13 protein-coding genes and 1 tRNA gene are annotated in these 16080 nt (G+C 67.8%); 11 read left to right on the top strand and 3 right to left on the bottom strand.

The window, feature by feature from the left end; genetic code table 11:
* The first annotated feature begins 128 nt into the window (after positions 1 to 128).
* Positions 129 to 857: a GntR family transcriptional regulator gene (locus tag ACLARN_RS10260; protein WP_409491091.1), complete on the top strand. Its 729-nt coding sequence runs from the start codon at positions 129 to 131 to the stop codon at positions 855 to 857.
* 81 nt (positions 858 to 938) lie between these two features.
* Here the strand turns inward: ACLARN_RS10260 and ACLARN_RS10255 are convergent, their stop codons facing one another.
* A complete protein-coding gene (locus tag ACLARN_RS10255) occupies positions 939 to 1070 on the bottom strand; it encodes a hypothetical protein (RefSeq protein ID WP_409491090.1) in 132 nt (43 codons plus the stop codon).
* Between the two features lie 279 nt (positions 1071 to 1349).
* On the opposite strand from ACLARN_RS10255, the gene ACLARN_RS10250 reads away from it, so the two are divergent.
* On the top strand, positions 1350 to 2891 hold the full coding sequence (locus ACLARN_RS10250) for an FAD-dependent oxidoreductase (protein ID WP_409491089.1): 1542 nt from the start codon (positions 1350 to 1352) through the stop codon (positions 2889 to 2891).
* Between the two features lie 278 nt (positions 2892 to 3169).
* Here ACLARN_RS10250 and ACLARN_RS10245 read toward each other — a convergent pair.
* Positions 3170 to 3242 (bottom strand) — tRNA-Ala (locus ACLARN_RS10245).
* Between the two features lie 269 nt (positions 3243 to 3511).
* Between ACLARN_RS10245 and ACLARN_RS10240 the strand changes: the two genes are divergently transcribed.
* The 3 genes from ACLARN_RS10240 to ACLARN_RS10230 all read left to right on the top strand — a co-directional run bounded on the left by ACLARN_RS10240 (position 3512) and on the right by ACLARN_RS10230 (position 8152).
* Positions 3512 to 5665: an RICIN domain-containing protein gene (locus ACLARN_RS10240; protein ID WP_409491088.1), complete on the top strand. Its 2154-nt coding sequence runs from the start codon at positions 3512 to 3514 to the stop codon at positions 5663 to 5665.
* 104 nt (positions 5666 to 5769) lie between these two features.
* A complete protein-coding gene (locus ACLARN_RS10235) occupies positions 5770 to 6324 on the top strand; it encodes an HdeD family acid-resistance protein (RefSeq protein WP_409491087.1) in 555 nt (184 codons plus the stop codon).
* Positions 6325 to 6496: 172 nt separating this feature from the next.
* Positions 6497 to 8152 carry an FAD-dependent oxidoreductase gene (locus tag ACLARN_RS10230; RefSeq protein ID WP_409491086.1) on the top strand — a complete coding sequence of 552 codons (1656 nt, stop codon included), beginning with the start codon at positions 6497 to 6499 and terminating at the stop codon, positions 8150 to 8152.
* Positions 8153 to 8190: 38 nt separating this feature from the next.
* Here ACLARN_RS10230 and ACLARN_RS10225 read toward each other — a convergent pair whose 3' ends face one another.
* Complete coding sequence (locus ACLARN_RS10225) at positions 8191 to 8367, bottom strand: helix-turn-helix domain-containing protein (RefSeq protein ID WP_409491085.1); 177 nt, start codon at positions 8365 to 8367, stop codon at positions 8191 to 8193.
* A gap of 44 nt (positions 8368 to 8411) precedes the next feature.
* On the opposite strand from ACLARN_RS10225, the gene ACLARN_RS10220 reads away from it, so the two are divergent.
* The 6 genes from ACLARN_RS10220 (at position 8412) to ACLARN_RS10195 (ending at position 16074) form a co-directional block, all read left to right on the top strand.
* The gene (locus ACLARN_RS10220) at positions 8412 to 9833 is read left to right on the top strand and encodes an ATP-binding protein (protein ID WP_409491084.1); all 1422 of its coding nucleotides are present in this window, start codon (positions 8412 to 8414) and stop codon (positions 9831 to 9833) included.
* Positions 9834 to 10072: 239 nt separating this feature from the next.
* Positions 10073 to 11161 (top strand): hypothetical protein, encoded by a 1089-nt coding sequence (locus ACLARN_RS10215; RefSeq protein ID WP_409491083.1) that lies wholly within the window; start codon positions 10073 to 10075, stop codon positions 11159 to 11161.
* Positions 11161 to 12327: a toxic anion resistance protein gene (locus ACLARN_RS10210; protein WP_409491082.1), complete on the top strand. Its 1167-nt coding sequence runs from the start codon at positions 11161 to 11163 to the stop codon at positions 12325 to 12327. The genes ACLARN_RS10215 and ACLARN_RS10210 overlap by 1 nt, the downstream gene beginning before the upstream one ends.
* Positions 12324 to 13949, top strand: a complete 1626-nt coding sequence (locus ACLARN_RS10205) for a VWA domain-containing protein (RefSeq protein WP_409491081.1) — start codon at positions 12324 to 12326, stop codon at positions 13947 to 13949. Before ACLARN_RS10210 ends, ACLARN_RS10205 begins: the two co-directional genes overlap by 4 nt.
* Positions 13946 to 14542 (top strand): hypothetical protein, encoded by a 597-nt coding sequence (locus tag ACLARN_RS10200; protein WP_409491080.1) that lies wholly within the window; start codon positions 13946 to 13948, stop codon positions 14540 to 14542. The genes ACLARN_RS10205 and ACLARN_RS10200 overlap by 4 nt, the downstream gene beginning before the upstream one ends.
* Positions 14543 to 14988: 446 nt before the next feature.
* Positions 14989 to 16074, top strand: a complete 1086-nt coding sequence (locus tag ACLARN_RS10195; RefSeq protein ID WP_409491079.1) for a peptidase inhibitor family I36 protein — start codon at positions 14989 to 14991, stop codon at positions 16072 to 16074.
* Positions 16075 to 16080: the final 6 nt, after the last annotated feature.

Raw genomic sequence — 16080 nt, 5'->3', positions numbered from 1 at the left:
CTGCACCTTTCGGGATCCGGCCCGTGCACGACTCCTCGTGCGGCTGAGGGGGCTGTGGGTTAAATTCGAAACTAGACCCAAACTTTCGAAAGTTCAACCAAGATTCGTAAAGTGCTAGGCTGGAGGGCATGACCAAGAGCGGCGGAGCGACCCGCACCGACGGCATCCACCAGGCGTTGCGCGCCGACATCCTCGCCGGTCGGCTGGTTCCGGGCGACCGGCTCAAGTTCCCGGACCTGGCCGACCGCTACCAAGTGAGCGTCGGTGCAACCCGCGAGGCGCTGACGAGACTGGTCGCCGAAGGGCTGGTGGTGGCCAGGCCGCGTCAGGGTTACCTGGTCCGGCCGCTGTCCCATCAGGATCTGGCCGAACTGACACAGGCGCGGGCGGAGATCGAGTCCCTGGTATTGGGGCTGTCGGTGCGGGAAGGCGACACCCGCTGGGAGGCGGATGCCGTTGCCGCGCACCACTTTCTGGAACGCGCGCCGTATCGCGACCCGGCCGATCCTGGCCACCTGTCCGACGAGTGGTCGCAGGCACACGCGGCCTTCCACCATGCGCTGCTGGCCGGCTGCCGCAACCAGCGGCTGCTCGACGCGGCACGGTCGCTGCGGCAAGAGGCCGAGCTGTACCGGCAGTGGTCGGTATCCCTCGGCAACGAACCCGGCCGCGACGTCGTCGCCGAGCATCGAGCACTACTCGACGCCGTTCTCGCGCGCGACGCCGATCACGCGCAGGAACTGCTGCGTGACCACATCGCGCACACCGCCCGGCTGTTGATCAGCTGTGCGCCCGATCAACCCAACCAGGTCGGGGGAGAATCGGCCTCGCGGTCCTCGGTGACGAACACTTCGTGAATCACCTCATGCGCGCCGCAATAGGTCGCCGTCCATCCGGTTGGGAGGGTGCCGCACACCCGGCCACCACACGTCCTGTCGTTAACGCCGCCGGCGTTTCCGCATCTTGAAGGCCATCACGCCCACCACGGCGAGGACAACCACGGTCAGCCACACCGCGGTGGGCACACCGGACAACAGGCCGGTGACAGTCAGCAGGGATCCGATCAACATGAGTGGCGCTCCTTCGATGGTCACTATCGCGACGGCATAACCGTTGATGACGACGCTACGAACACCGCCCCGGGTGTGTCGTCGGTTCGCGGTAGGAGACCGCGGTGGAGATTTCCCAGGCAGGTATCCACCCGATCTCCACCTCCAGCCCGAGGACACCCTGCCCGGAAACCGGCTAGCGTCACCGCCGATCGCCTCAGTGACCGCACGGATCAGGGAGGGTGTGATGGCGAGCATGCATGCCACATCGGCGCCGGCAGTGCGCCAGGACGGTGACCGATGACCGACGTCCTGATCGCGGGCGCCGGACCCACCGGGCTCACGCTGGCCATCGAGCTGGCCCGCCGGGGCGTCGACGTGCGCATCGTCGACCGGGCCGGCGAGCACTTCCCCGGTTCGCGCGGCAAGGGGCTCACCGCACGCACCCAGGAGGTGCTGGACGACCTCGGTGTCGCCGACGAGGTGCTGCACCACGGGTTCCGGCACCTGCCACACCGGCGGTACCTCGACGGCGACCTGGTTGCCGAGACCGACCCGCACGCCCAGCGGGCACCCACACCGGATCGGCCCTACGACGGCGGGCTGCTGATCCCGCAGTGGCGGATCGAGCAGATCCTGCGCGCGCGGCTCGCCGAGGACGGCGTGCGGGTGGAACTGGCCGCAGGCCTCGCCGAGTTCAGCCAGTCCGCGAACGGTGTGCATGCGGTGCTGGACACCGGCGAGCGGGTGGCCGCGCGCTACCTGGTCGGCTGCGACGGCGGCCGCAGCACCGTGCGCAAGGCACTCGGCGTGCGCTTCGAGGGCGAGAACAGGGAGCAGGCCATGCTGCTCGGGGACGTAGAGCTCAGCGGGCTCGAACCGGACGCCTGGTACCAGTGGACCGTCCGCCGGCGCGGGTTCCTGGCCCTGTGCCCGTTCCGCCACGAGCGGTCCTGGCAACTGCAGGCCGTACCGTTCAGCGACTTCGGCGCGGAGGGCAGCCTCCCCGAACCCTCGCTGCCGTACTTCCGGCGGATCGTGGACGATCTCGCCGGCGAGCACGGCATACGGCTCTCGAAGGCAAGCTGGCTGTCCACGTACCGGGTGAACGTGCGGATGGCCGACCGGTTCAGGGTGGGCCGGGTGTTGCTGGCCGGGGACGCGGCGCACGTGCATCCGCCGGCCGGCGGTCTCGGCATGAACACCGGCATCCAGGACGCGTACAACCTCGGCTGGAAGCTCGCCATGGTGTGTTCCGGCGCGCGGCAGTCGCTGCTGGACAGCTACCAGGAGGAGCGGCTCCCGGTCGCCTCGTGGACGCTCGGCGTGAGTGCTGAGGGGCTGCGCAGGGTCGCGGAGCGGTTCGTCAACGGTGGCAGCACGGACATCGTGGACGGCGCGCCCCCGGACGGCCAGCAGCTCGGGCTCGGCTACCCGGCCAGCTCGCTGTCCGTCGACGGCGACGCCGGGAATGGACCGCGCGCCGGTGATCGTGCGCCCGACGCGCCCTGCGCGGACAGCTCCGGTATGCCACGGCGGCTGTTCGACGCCTTCCGCGGCCCGCATTTCACCCTGCTCGGCTTCGGCGAGTCCTGCGCCGGTCCACTGCAGGACGCCGGCACCGCCCACAGTGGACTCATCAAGCCGGTGTCGGTCGGCGCGCCGGGCAGCGGTGCCGATCTGGTGGACGTCGAGGGGCACGCGCGGACCGCGTACGGCGTCACCGGGGACACCCTCGTCCTGGTGCGACCCGATGGCTACCTCGCGCTGCGCGCACCCGGCGCGAGCAGGACCGCCGTGCGGGACTACCTGGACCGGGTCGGCGTCAGCCGGAGCGCCTGACCGCCGAGACGTCGACTTTTTTAAACCGAGGGAATCTGCAACTTATCGGCGTTGGCGGGTTCGTACGGCTGCGGGGTCACGGGTAGACCACCCGGTCGGGTTACATAGCTGGAGCAGACGATGTGACCCCATTTGGCGGGGGTGGGACGGCGTGCTCCAGATTTGCTCCAGCTACTGAACAGTAACTGAAGTTCGTCATGTCAATTCTCAAAGTGAGGTGGAACGAAAAAACCGCCCTACCTCGGCTTATTTGCCAGGTGGGCGGTGTTTCGTCACTGTGGAGCTAAGGGGACTCGAACCCCTGACCCCCTCACTGCCAGTGAGGTGCGCTACCAGCTGCGCCATAGCCCCGAAGCGAAGTCGTACTCCGCATCTCGTGTGTCCATACATTACACCGCCCGCGGAGGCCGTTCGCGCGGGGGTCGCCCTGTGCGGTCTCGCTCGTCGAAAGTGGTGCTGACCTGCATCTTTGCGACTTATTTTTAGCCGTGTATTGACTCCGAGTGTGACCGCCGTTACGTTTTTGACCATCGTGACGCCGAGGTCCCCGCCCGCTACGCCGCGTCTCCACTGGGCTCCGCCTCAGCTCGCCCTGCCCGAATGACGCGGAGGAGGTCCTGATGAGGGCCAGAGCAGCCCTGATAGCCCTGTTTTCCCTGGTCGGAGCGCTGATCGTGGTGGCTCCGGCGGCGCAGGCGGCCATCGTTCCCCATACCTGGTACACCGTGACGGCCACCAGCGGGAAATGCGTCGACGCGCGGGCCGCCGGGTCGGCGAACGGGACGGTCGTCCAGCAGTACGCCTGCAATCAGACCTTCTCCCAGCAGTGGCAGTTCCAGCCGACGTCGGGTGGCTACTACCGGGTCAACACGCGCAACGACCCGGCGCAGGTGTGGGACGTCGCCGACGTGTCGACGGCCGACGGCGGGCTGATCCATCTGTGGGCCTACGGCGGCGGGAACAACCAGCAGTGGCAGCCGGTCGAGGAAACCGGTGGTGCGTACCACTTCGTCAGCCGCAACAGCGGCAAGTGCCTGGACATCCCCGGTGCCTCGACCGCGGACAGCGCGCAGTTGCAGCAGTACGCGTGCAACGGCTCCGGCGCGCAGTCCTTCCGGCTCATGCCGGTCACCGGCACCGCCAACCCCGACCTCGGGCCGAACGTGCTCGTCTTCGAGCCCGGCATGTCGCAGTCGGCGATCCAGTCCCAGGTCAACAGCGTGTTTTCGCGCCAGGAGACCAACCAGTTCGGGACGAGCCGGTCCGCGTTGCTGTTCAAACCGGGCTCGTACAACGTCGATGTCAACGTCGGGTTCTACACGCAAGTACTGGGCCTCGGGCTCTCTCCGGACAACGTGACGATCAACGGCGCGGTGCACGCGGAGGCCGACTGGTTCCAAGGTAACGCGACGCAGAACTTCTGGCGTGGCGCGGAAAACCTGTCGGTCAACCCGGCGGGCGGCACCGATCGGTGGGCCGTTTCGCAGGCCGCGCCCTACCGTCGGATGCACGTCCGCGGCAATCTGCAACTCGACGACGGCGGCTGGTCCAGCGGCGGCTGGATGTCCGACGTCAAGGTCGACGGCCAGGTCCGGTCCGGCTCGCAGCAGCAGTGGATCTCGCGCAACTCGCAGTTCGGCGGCTGGAGCGGCTCCAACTGGAACATGGTGTTCGCCGGCGTCGACGGCGCGCCGTCGACCAGTTTCCCGAATCCGCCGTACACCACGGTGAACACGACGCCGATCGTGCGGGAGAAGCCGTTCCTCTACGTCGACAACGCGGGGGCGTACCAGGTCTTCGTGCCTGCCAAGCGAACTAACGCGTCGGGCATCACATGGGGTGCCAACCAGCCGGGATCGTCGCTGCCGATCAGCCGGTTCTTCATCGCGAAGCCTGGTACGACGGCGTCGCAGATCAATGCCGCCCTCGCCGAGGGCAAGGACCTCCTGATCACGCCGGGCGTCTACCACCTGAACGAGACGCTGCGCGTGACCCGGCCGGACACCGTCGTGCTCGGCCTCGGCCTGGCGACGCTGATCCCGGACAACGGCATCACCGCCATGACGGTGGCCGACGTCGACGGCGTCAAGGTGGCGGGCGTGCTGATCGACGCGGGCACCACGAATTCGGCCACGCTGATGGAGGTCGGCCCGGCCAACTCCGCGCAGGACCACGCGGCCAACCCGACTTCGCTGCACGACGTGTTCTTCCGCGTCGGCGGCGCGGGAGTCGGCAAGGCCACGAACAGCCTGGTGGTCAACAGTGACGACGTCATCGGCGACCATCTGTGGATCTGGCGGGCCGACCACGGCAGCGGGGTCGGGTGGAACACCAACACCGCCGACACCGGGCTGATCGTGAACGGCGACGACGCCACGATGTACGGCCTGTTCGTCGAGCATTACCAGAAGTACCAGACGATCTGGAACGGCAACCGCGGCCGGACGTACTTCTACCAGAACGAAATGCCTTACGACCCACCGAATCAGGTCGCCTGGATGAACGGAACGACGAGGGGTTACGCGGCCTACAAGGTGGCGAACTCGGTGACGGACCACGAGGCGTACGGGCTCGGCAGCTACTGCTACTTCAACGTGAATCCGAGCGTGGTCGTGGATCGCGCCATCGAAGCGCCGAACAACCCGAACGTGCGGTTCCGCAGCATGGTCGCCGTCTCCCTCGGCGGGAACGGGACCATCAGCCGGGTCGTCAACGACCGCGGCGGGCCGGCCAATTCGGGTACGAACGTGGCGAACCTGGTCGCGTATCCCTGATAGAGCCCCGGTGCGCGCCGTGATGGCGGTCTCGGCGCGCACCGGCCTCACCCCAACGGGTGGCGTGCCGCGCGCTCTCCCGCCAACGCTTCGATACTCGGCACATGCCTCTCGTCGGACTCACCGTCGTCGAACCCCGCCTGGCCTGGCCGCTCGCCGCCGTCCGCGGGGTTTTCGCCATCCTGTTCGGCGTGCTCGCGCTGATCTGGCCGGGAGCGACCGTCCTCGCCCTGGCGATCATCTACGGCATCTACGCGATCTTCGACGGCATCGGCGGCCTGATGCAGGCCTTCCGGCCGGGCGACGCCGCTCATCGCGCCGCCTACGGAGTCCTCGGCGCGTTCGGCATCATCGCCGGGGTGCTGGTCCTGATCTGGCCGGGCATCACGGTGCTCGTGCTGGCCCTGCTGGTCGGTTTCTGGGCGATCTTCACCGGCATCATGGAGATCGTCGCCGCGATCCGGCTGCGCAAGCAGATCGAGGGCGAGGTCTTCCTCATCGCGGCCGGCGCGCTCTCGCTCGTCGCGGGCATCGTGATCGTGTTCAACCCGCTGGCGGGCGCGTTCGGAATCGCACTGCTGGTGGGGATCTACGCCCTGCTGCACGGCGTGATGCTGCTCGTCCTGGCCTTCCGCCTGCGCAAACTCACGCAGGCCTGAAAGCGTGTCGCAAGTGGACCTGGGCTCCGGCACGGCGTAGCCGTCCAGCAGAGGTGCCGGGGAGCCCCGCCATCGTGGCCGCCTCGCAGGCGACGACCGCACGGTCGTGGAGCACGCGCTCCGCCTCGGTGAGCATCGCCCGACGTTACGCCGGATCGCTTAGGCTGGGCCGGTGAGCCAGCCGATCCTGTTGACCGTCGACGACGATCCCGCCGTATCCCGTTCGGTCGCCCGCGACCTGCGCAAACGGTACGGGAAGGACTACCGGATCATCCGGGCCGATTCCGGTGCCGACGCGCTCGACGCGCTGCGCGAGATCAAGCTGCGCGGCGACGCCGTGGCCGCGATCCTCGCCGACTACCGGATGCCGCAGATGGACGGCATCGTCTTCCTTGAGAAGGCGATGGACCTGTTCCCGAACGCCCGCCGCGCGCTGCTGACCGCCTACGCCGACACCGACGCCGCGATCCAGGCGATCAACGTGGTCGACGTCGACCACTACCTGCTCAAGCCGTGGGATCCGCCGGAGGAGAAGCTCTATCCGGTCATCGACGCGCTGGTGGAGACCTGGCGCGCGGTGGGGGAGCGGCCGGTCGACGAGATCAAGCTCATCGGCCACCGGTACTCGTCGCCGTCATTCCACCTGCGTGACTTCCTGGCGCGCAACGCCGTGCCGTATCGCTGGTACTCCGTCGACGACGACGAGGGCCGCCGGATCCTGGACGCGGCGGACGCCGCACCGCACGACATCCCGGTGCTGGTCACGCCGGACGGCACGGTGCTGCGCCAGCCGTCCGGGCCGGAACTCGCCGACGCGGTCGGCCTGTCCACGCGGCCCGCGCAGGAGTTCTACGACCTGATCGTCATCGGCGGCGGGCCCGCCGGGCTCGGGGCGGCCGTGTACGGCGCGTCGGAGGGACTGCGGACGGTCATCGTCGAGCGCAAGGCCACCGGCGGGCAAGCGGGCACCAGTTCCCGCATCGAGAACTACCTAGGCTTCCCCGACGGCGTCTCCGGCGCCCAGCTCACCGATCGCGCGCGGCGGCAGGCGCTGAAGTTCGGTGCCGAGGTGTTGACCACGCGTGACGTCGTGGGCCTGGAGGCGCGCGGTTCGGCGCGGGTCGTGCTGTTCGGTGACGGGACCGAGATCGCCGCGCATTCCGTGGTGCTGGCCAGCGGCGTCAACTACCGCGCGTTGGAAGCCAAGGGCATCGCCGACCTCGCCGGCCGCGGCGTCTACTACGGCTCCGCCGCCACCGAGGCGCCCGAGTGCAAGGGCGAGCACGTCTACATCGTCGGCGGCGCGAACTCGGCGGGCCAGGCGGCCGTCTTCTTCTCCAAACACGCCGCCGAGGTCACCATCCTCGTCCGCGGCCAGTCGCTCGAAGCGTCGATGTCGCATTACCTGATCGAGCAGATCGCGGCGATCGGGAACATCCACGTCCGCACCCGGACCACGGTGGTCGAGGCGCACGGCGAAGACCACCTCGAACAGCTGACCCTGTGCGAGAACGGTGGTGCGACCGAGACCGTGCCCACCGGTCACCTGTTCATCTTCATCGGCGCGGCACCGCGCACCGACTGGCTGGGCACGGAAATCCAGCGCGACGACCACGGTTTCGTGCGGACCGGCCCCGATCTGCTCACCGACGGCACCCCGCCGCCGGGCTGGCCGCTGGACCGCGACCCGCACTACCTCGAATCGTCCGTCCCAGGAGTGTTCGTGGCGGGCGATGTCCGCGCGGCGTCGGTGAAACGCGTCGCCTCGGCTGTAGGCGAAGGTGCCATGGCGGTCACCCTGGTTCATCGCTATCTGGAGGAACATTGACGTCCTCCCCACGGTCGGACAACCGGGGGATTTCACCTTCACGACTTCTGCCGGATGGCCGAGGTCGCGAGTTGGAGTTCGCGGTTCGCAGGCCGGGCCGATGCCCCGCCTCCTCGCGCAGTCACCGCGGGGTTCCAGATGAACCGCGCGTGCGCGCAATGCTCAAGCAGCCGGGCCTCCTGCGCGGCTGTCGGCAACAAACGAAAACGGGACACAACGAAACCGTAGCCCGACCCACCGACAAAAATTCGGAGGAGCAATGAGCGTTCTGCCCAGGGAGGAACTGCGCGGGCTCTTCCTCTTCGAGCACCTCAGTGAGGACCAGCTCGACTGGATCGACGAACACGCCGTGCTGGAGCAGTACGACGGCGGCACCACGGTCATGCGTGAGGGTGAACCGGCCACCTGTTTCTACATCCTGCTGTCCGGCGCGCTGAGGATGACGCGGCTCGTCGGCGGGACCGAGGTCGAGACGATCCGGTCCGACCAGCGCGGCGCGTACTGCGGCGCGACCCAGTTCTTCGTGCACCAGGAGACCGAACACACCTACGGCGGTTCGGTGCACGCGGTCAGCGACCTCATCTTCCTGACCCTGCCCGCGGCCGAGTTCGCCACCGAGTTCCGCCGCTGGTTCCCGATGGCGACGCATCTGCTGGAGGGCATGTACCTCGGCTGGCGCAACAGCGACACCGTGATCGGCTCGCGGCGGCGGCTGCTCGCGCTCGGTGAGCTTTCCGCCGGGCTGACCCACGAACTCAACAACCCGGCCGCGGCCGCCGTGCGGGCGACGGCCTCGCTGCGGGAGCGGGTCGCGGGGATGCGGCACAAACTCGCGATGCTGGCGAAGAAGAACGTCGACCCCACGTTGCTGGAGCAGTTGCTCGAGATCCAGGAGCAGCTGGTCAAGCAGGTCGCGTCGGCGCCGAAGCTGACCGCGATGCAACAGGCCGACCGTGAGGACGAGATCGGCGACTGGTTCGACGGCCACGACATCGACCAGGGCTGGGATCTCGCCGACATCTACGTCCGCGCCGGGCTGACCGTGCCCGATCTGGACCGGCTGCTCGACTCGGTCGGGGAGACCTTCCTCGACGGCGCCGTCCGCTGGCTGGCGTACGCGCTCGAGACCGAGATGCTGATGGGCGAGATCGAGGATTCGACGACGCGGATCTCGGTGCTGGTCGGCAAGGCCAAGCAGTACTCCCAAATGGACCGGGCGCCGCACCAGTGGATCGACGTCCACGAAGGACTCGACTCCACGCTCGTCATGCTGGCCGGGAAGATCGCGCCGGGGATCACCGTCGTGAAGGAGTACGACCAGACGGTACCGAGGATCCCGGCGTACGCGGGTGAACTGAACCAGGTCTGGACGAACATCATCGACAACGCGCTCGGTGCCATGGGTACCGAGGGCTCGCTGACCCTGCGGACGTCCAGAGTGGACGATCACGTGCACGTCGAGATCGGCGACACCGGGCCGGGGATCCCGGCGGAGATCCGGCAGCGGATCTTCGAACCGTTCTTCACCACGAAACCGGTGGGGCAGGGGACCGGGCTCGGCCTGGACATCTCCTGGCGCATCGTCGTCGAAAGGCACCAGGGCGACCTCCGGGTCGAGTCGGCAGCCGGGGACACGCGGTTCACCGTATGCCTGCCGGTCTCGGAGCAGTCCGTGATCTGACGGGGAGCTCGTCTGAAGTACATGAAGGCCCCCTTCCTTGCGCCTAGGTACAGGAAGGGGGCCTTCATGTACTTGGGGAACCACGCAACCCGCGCCGATTTTCCTTTTACCTCACCATTTCGTCAGGATCTGACGACGTCTGCCGTTCATTGACCGTTCACTTCGAAATGGCTCGCCCGCGCGTCAAAAGAGGTGAACGGGCTGAAGGATCAGGCTTGTGAACGAGGGGGGTGGGGTCGGTGAAACGCCGTCTGTCGATCGGCCTGGCTGTGGTGCTGCTGCTGGCCGTGGTGGCCGTGATCGTCTGGGGCCGGGGCGGTGACGAAAACACCGCGCAGGGTACCGATCTGACCACGGTGCGTGGAGTCATCGGCTCGGAGAAGCTGGCGTTCTTCGCCGACAAGCGGGTGGCGGACGCCTTCGCCAAGCACGGGCTGAAGGTCGAGGTCGACACCGCCGGTTCGCGGCAGATCGCGAGCATGGACCTCGGCAAGTACGAGTTCGCGTTCCCGTCGTCGTCGCCCGCCGCACAGCGGATCCAGCGCGACCACAAGGTGACCGGCGTCCACACGCCGTTCCAGTCGCCGATGGCGGTCGCGACCTTCGAGCCGATCGTGAACCTCTTGAGCGCCAATGGGATCGTGCGCAAGGGCGCCGGGGACTACCAGGTGCTCGACATCGCGAAGTACCTCGAACTCACGCAGAAAGGCACGCGCTGGGACCAGTTGCCCGGCAACACCGCCTTCCCGGCACGCAAGAACGTGCTGGTCACGACCACGGATCCGCGTGAATCGAACTCGGCGGCGATGTACCTGTCGATCGTTTCCTTCGTCGCCAACGGGAACAACGTGGTCAGCACGCCCGAAGCCGAGGCGAAGGTGCTGCCCGGGGTGTCGAAGCTGTTCATCGACCAGGGTTACACGCAGAACACCACCGAAGGCCCGTTCGAGGACTACCTCGCCGCGGGGATGGGCAAGACGCCGTTGGCGCTGATCTACGAGTCGCAGTTCGTCGACAGGCTGGTGCGCGCGGACGGTTCGATCCGGCCCGACATGCGCCTGCTCTACACCGCGCCGACGGTGTACTCGAAGCACACGCTCGTGCCACTGAAGGAACGCGGTGATCAGGTCGGAAGGCTGCTCGCGACCGACCCGGAACTGGGGAAACTCGCCGCCACCTTCGGTTTCCGCACCGGCGACCCCCGGTTGTTCGCCGACGTCGTCGCCGCGGCCAAGGCGCCGGTGCCCGCCGATCTGGTGGACGCCGTCGAACCGCCGTCGTACGAAACCCTGGAGCGCCTGCTCGACGCCGTGAAGAAACAGTACTGATGGACGATTTCACGCTCACTCCACCCGAACCGGTGGAGGCGATCCCGGCCGAGCGGGCCGCCGGCCTGGTCACCCTCGGCCCGGAGGTGCACGCCGAAGTCGCGCGCCGCGCGGAGAAGTTCGCCGAGCGGCTCGAAGCGCTCGACGTCCGATCGCCGGAATTCACCCGGGTCATGGACGAACTGCTCGCGGTCGGCGAGTCCGACATGCGCGCGGCGGCGTCGGTCGCGGGGGCGCTGCTCGACCGGTCGACGCGGGCGCTCGCCGGGACTCGCGGGGAAATCGCGTCGCCGCAACAACAAGCGACGGTGAGCCTGGCCGGATTGCGGCGGGCGGTCGCGGAGATCGACCCGGCGAAACTGCCGATCACCGGCCGCAAGCTGATGGGACTGATCCCGGTCGCGGGCAGCGCGAAGAAGGCGCTGGACCGCTATCGCGCGGCCAACGAACCGGTGAACGCGCTGGTCTTGGACCTGCGTGCGCGGCAGGACGTGCTGCGCCGCGACAACGCCGCGCTCAAGGGCGAGCGGGAACGACTGTGGGGGACGCTCGGCAAGCTGTCCGAGGCGGCCGCGTTCGCCGAGGCCGTCGACACGGCGGTCGACCGCCAGGCGGGGATCTTCGACTTCACCGATCCCGCGCGGGCCAAGTCCCTGCGGGCCGACGCGGTGCACCCGATCCGGCAGCGGCACCAGGATCTGCTGACCCAGCTCGCGGTCAGCGCGCAGGGTTATCTGGCGCTGGATCTGGTGCGGCGCAACAACGACGAGCTGATCCGGGGGATCGAGCGGGCGGTGTCGACCACGGTCGCGGCGCTGCGGGTCGCGCTGCTGGTGAGCGGCGCGCTCGCCGGGCAGCGCGACGTCCTCGACGAGATCCAAGCCGTGCAAGCCACTACTGACGGGCTGATCCGGGCCAACGCCGAGATGCTGGAGCTGCGCAGCGCCGAGATCCAGCGCGCGGGCAGTGATCCGGCGGTCGCGGTGGCGACGATCCGCGAGTCGTTCGAGCGGATCTACCGCAGTATCGACGCGATCGACGAGTTCAAGGCGGGGGCCGTCTCGACGATGGCGGCGACCGTGGAGGCGTTGTCCGGCGAGATCCGGCGGGCCGAAGACCATCTGCGCCGGTCTCACGAGACGGCGACGGCCGAGGGGGCATCGTGAAACGCTGGACGGTTTTGGCGATCAGCGCGATCTGCGCGCTGTCACTCGTTTCCTGTGATTCGAGCGAAGGCGACACGCGGAACCTGGGGGAGGCCGAGCCGGGCACGCTGCGAGTGCTCGCGGGCAGCGAACTCGCGGACATGCAGCCGTTGCTGGAACAGGAAGCGGCGGCGACCGGGGTCAAGGTCAAGTTCCAGTTCACCGGGACGCTGGAAGGCACCGAATCGCTGGGAGGAGGGAAGGCGGACGGCCAGTACGACGCCGTCTGGTTCTCGTCGAACCGTTACCCCGCGGCGGTTCCCGAAGCGGCGAAGCGGCTGGGTGAGCAGGTGAAGATCATGAGCTCGCCGGTGGTGCTCGGGCTTTCCGCGTCGGCGGCGCAGCGGCTCGGCTGGGCCGGGCGACCGGTGAGCTGGGGTGAGATCGCCGAACAGGCCGGGAAGAAGGCCTTCACCTACGGCATGACCGATCCGTCGGCGTCGAACTCCGGCTTCTCGGCACTCGTCGGGGTCGCGTCGGCGCTCGCGGGCGCCGGGAACGCGATCGACGCGCAGCAGATCGCTTCCGTCACCCCGAAACTGACCGAGTTCTTCAGCGCGCAGGCGATGTCGGCGGGTTCGTCCGGCTGGCTTTCCGAGGCCTACCAACGGCGCGCGACCGGAGCGGACCCCGGCAAGAAGGTCGACGGCCTGATCAACTACGAGTCCGTCCTGCTGTCGATGAACGCGAGCGGCAAGCTCCCCGAACCGCTGACGCTGGTGTACCCCTCCGATGGCGTGGTCACCGCCGACTATCCGCTGACGTTGTTGCAGAGTGCGAACTCCGACGCGCGGGACGCGCACCGCAAGCTCGCCGAGCGGCTCCGGACGCCGGACACGCAGCGGAAGATCATGGAGACCACGCAGCGCCGCCCCGTCGTCCCGGGAGTCCAATTAGGACAGCAGTTCGCACGGAAAGACTTGGTGGAACTGCCGTTCCCCGCGACACAGCAGGCCGTCGACGCGCTGCTCGGCGCCTACTTCGACAAGATCCGGCGCCCGTCGCGGACGCTGTACGTGCTCGACACCTCTGGTTCGATGGCGGGTGACCGGATCGAATCACTGCGCACCGCGCTGATCGGGCTGACCGGCGCCGACGGCTCGCTGACCGGGCGGTACCGCCGGTTCCGCAGCCGTGAAGAGGTCACGATGCTGCCGTTCGACACCGTTCCCCGCAGACCGGAGACGTTCGCCGTGCCGGAAGGCGATCCCCAGCCCGCGTTGGACAAGATCAAGAACTTCGCGGAGGGCCTCGACGCGAACGGCGGCACGGCGATCTACGACAGCCTTGAGCGTGCGTACAGCATCATGGGCCCGCTGGTCGCGCGCGATCCCGACCGGTTCACCTCGATCGTGCTGATGACCGACGGGGAGAACGCGAGCGGGTCCACGTTCGCGGACTTCCAGCGGAAGTTCCCGTCGCTGCCAGAGGCGATGCGGCAGATCCCGGTGTTCACCGTGATCTTCGGTGAGGGCGACTCCGCCGAACTCGGCGAGGTCGCGAAACGCACCGGCGGCAACGTGTTCGACGCACGCGGTGACGTGCTGCCCAAGGTGTTCCAGGAAATCCGCGGGTACCAATGATCCGGTACCTCGGCTCCACGAAGAACCTCGCCGGCTGCGTCGGCGGGCTGATCGGGCTCGCGCTGTACCTGACCGGCGTCGTCGGCGGGCTCTGGCCGGTGGTCGTCGCCGGGCTGTACGGGGTCTTCGCCCTGCTCGCGCCGCCCGAACGGGTCCGGCTGGTCTCGGTGGACGCCGTCGCCGAGGCCGGGCAGCTTCGCGCGGACCTCGTCTCGTTGGTGGACAAGGTGACCGCGCACGCGCAGCGGATGCCGGAGTCCTCTGTGGACGGTGTACGGCGGATCGCCGAGGTGCTCGACGACCTGCTCTCGCGGCCGGATCGACTGTCCGGCAATCCGGACGTCCAGCACGCCGTCACCAGGCTGGCGCGGACGGATCTGCCGCTTTCCGTGCAGACGTACCTCAACCTGCCGTGGTGGTTCGCCGCGAAACGGCGGGCGAGTGGCGCGCCGAGCGCGTCCGACGAACTCCTCACGCAGCTGGAACTGCTGGAGACCGAAGCACACCGGGTCGCGGAACGGTTCTACGCCGGCGACGTCAACCAGTCGGCCGACCACACGCGTTATCTGCGGGAGCGGGACCAAGAGGCCTAGCGTCGCGTGATCAGTTCTTGTGGGGCTGAAGGGGACTTTCACCGCATGCGATGCGGGTAAAGCACCCTTCACCGCGTGAGACGAGGGGAAAATCCCCTTCAGCCCCACGCGGACTCAAGGCACGAACTTCCGGCGCAGGACACTGGTGTCGCGTGATCCTGCTTGCTTGACGTTTGGTTTCGTGCCACAGACGGAGATCACGCGTGATCAGACGGAGGTTACGCGTGATTGGACGGAGATCTGCGTGATCTCCGCCCAATCACGGGAGATCTCCGTCCAATCACGGGTAAGGCCTGCGGGATCACGCGTGATAGGGCGTCCCGTTCATCGGTTACCGGTCTGAGTCTGCCGGTTGTTCTGCATGGGCAAGCCGGGGTTTCCTGCGCTGGACTGGGCGACGCCGATCCGGTCGTGGTCGGATTCCGTCTCTCCTAAGGAGCTCAGACGTGCGTAAGTACAGATTTGGGGCGGCCGTTCTGGCCGCGATGATGGTATGCCTGGCCGGTGGTGTCCCGGCGAACGCCGAGCAGCGCGACGACCACTGCGTCGCGGACACGGCGAGTGAAGCGTTCCGGTGCTTCGGCAGCGTCGAGGAATCGCTCGCCGCGGCGTCCGCGGGCAAGGTGGGTGTCTCCGCCACGGTGATCAGCGTGCTGTACGAACACGCGAACTTCGGCGGCGCGAGCGTCGCCGTCACCGGGTCGCCGTGCGTCGAGGGGACCAACCAGACCATCGGCTTCCTCGGCGGCTGGAACGACAAGATCTCCTCGTTCCAGACCTTCAACAACTGCTACATCACGATGTACTCGGACGCCGAATACCAGGGCGCCAGCCAGGAGTGGTACGCCAACGACAGCGGCAACTACGGGTCGAACATGAACGACCTCGGCAGCTCGGTGGTGTATTCGCGCGGACCCTCCCGCGCCGAACTGCTCAAGGACTGCGGCCGCGCCACCAAGAACTGCAACGCGCACGTCGACCAGCGCGGCCAGGACTTCTACGGCGACTGGGGCCGCGTGGACACGGTGTTCAACTGCAGCTCCAACAAGATCACCCAGGTGATCGGCAAGCGGGACACCCGCAGCGGGAAGAACACGGTCTCGAACGAGATCAGCGTGAGCGCGGGCTTCGAGTTCCTCGTCCAGTGGACGGTCGCCTACAAGCGGACGTGGGGCCAGGAATGGGGCTGGGAGACCAGCGAAAGCGTCGAGACCCGGATCGAGGTCAACCCCGGCTACTGGGCGGGCCTGGACCGCTCACCGGTGATGCGGGTGGCCAGCGGTTCGTACGACATGTGGTACGACAAGCGCAAATGGGGACACCACCAGTGGTACGTCTGGAACTTCAGCGGCGAAGGCCCGGCTCCTGGTGTCGTCGGCCAGACCAGGACCGTCGGCAAGAAGATGACCTCGGACGAGAAGAAGAAGGTCTGCGGGAAGTCGGCGGGCCTCGTGCGTTCCGCCGGAACGCAGGCGGAAAGCGCCGCGGCCACGCCCCCGGTGCGCGTCGCGGAGGGTTCACTGCACAGCTGATCCTCT

The sequence above is a fragment of the Amycolatopsis sp. cmx-11-12 genome (genome assembly GCF_046269425.1).
Taxonomy (GTDB): Bacteria; Actinomycetota; Actinomycetes; order Mycobacteriales; family Pseudonocardiaceae; genus Amycolatopsis.
Note: the sequence above shows the minus strand (reverse complement) of the source record. Positions and strands in the feature narration are given on the sequence as shown.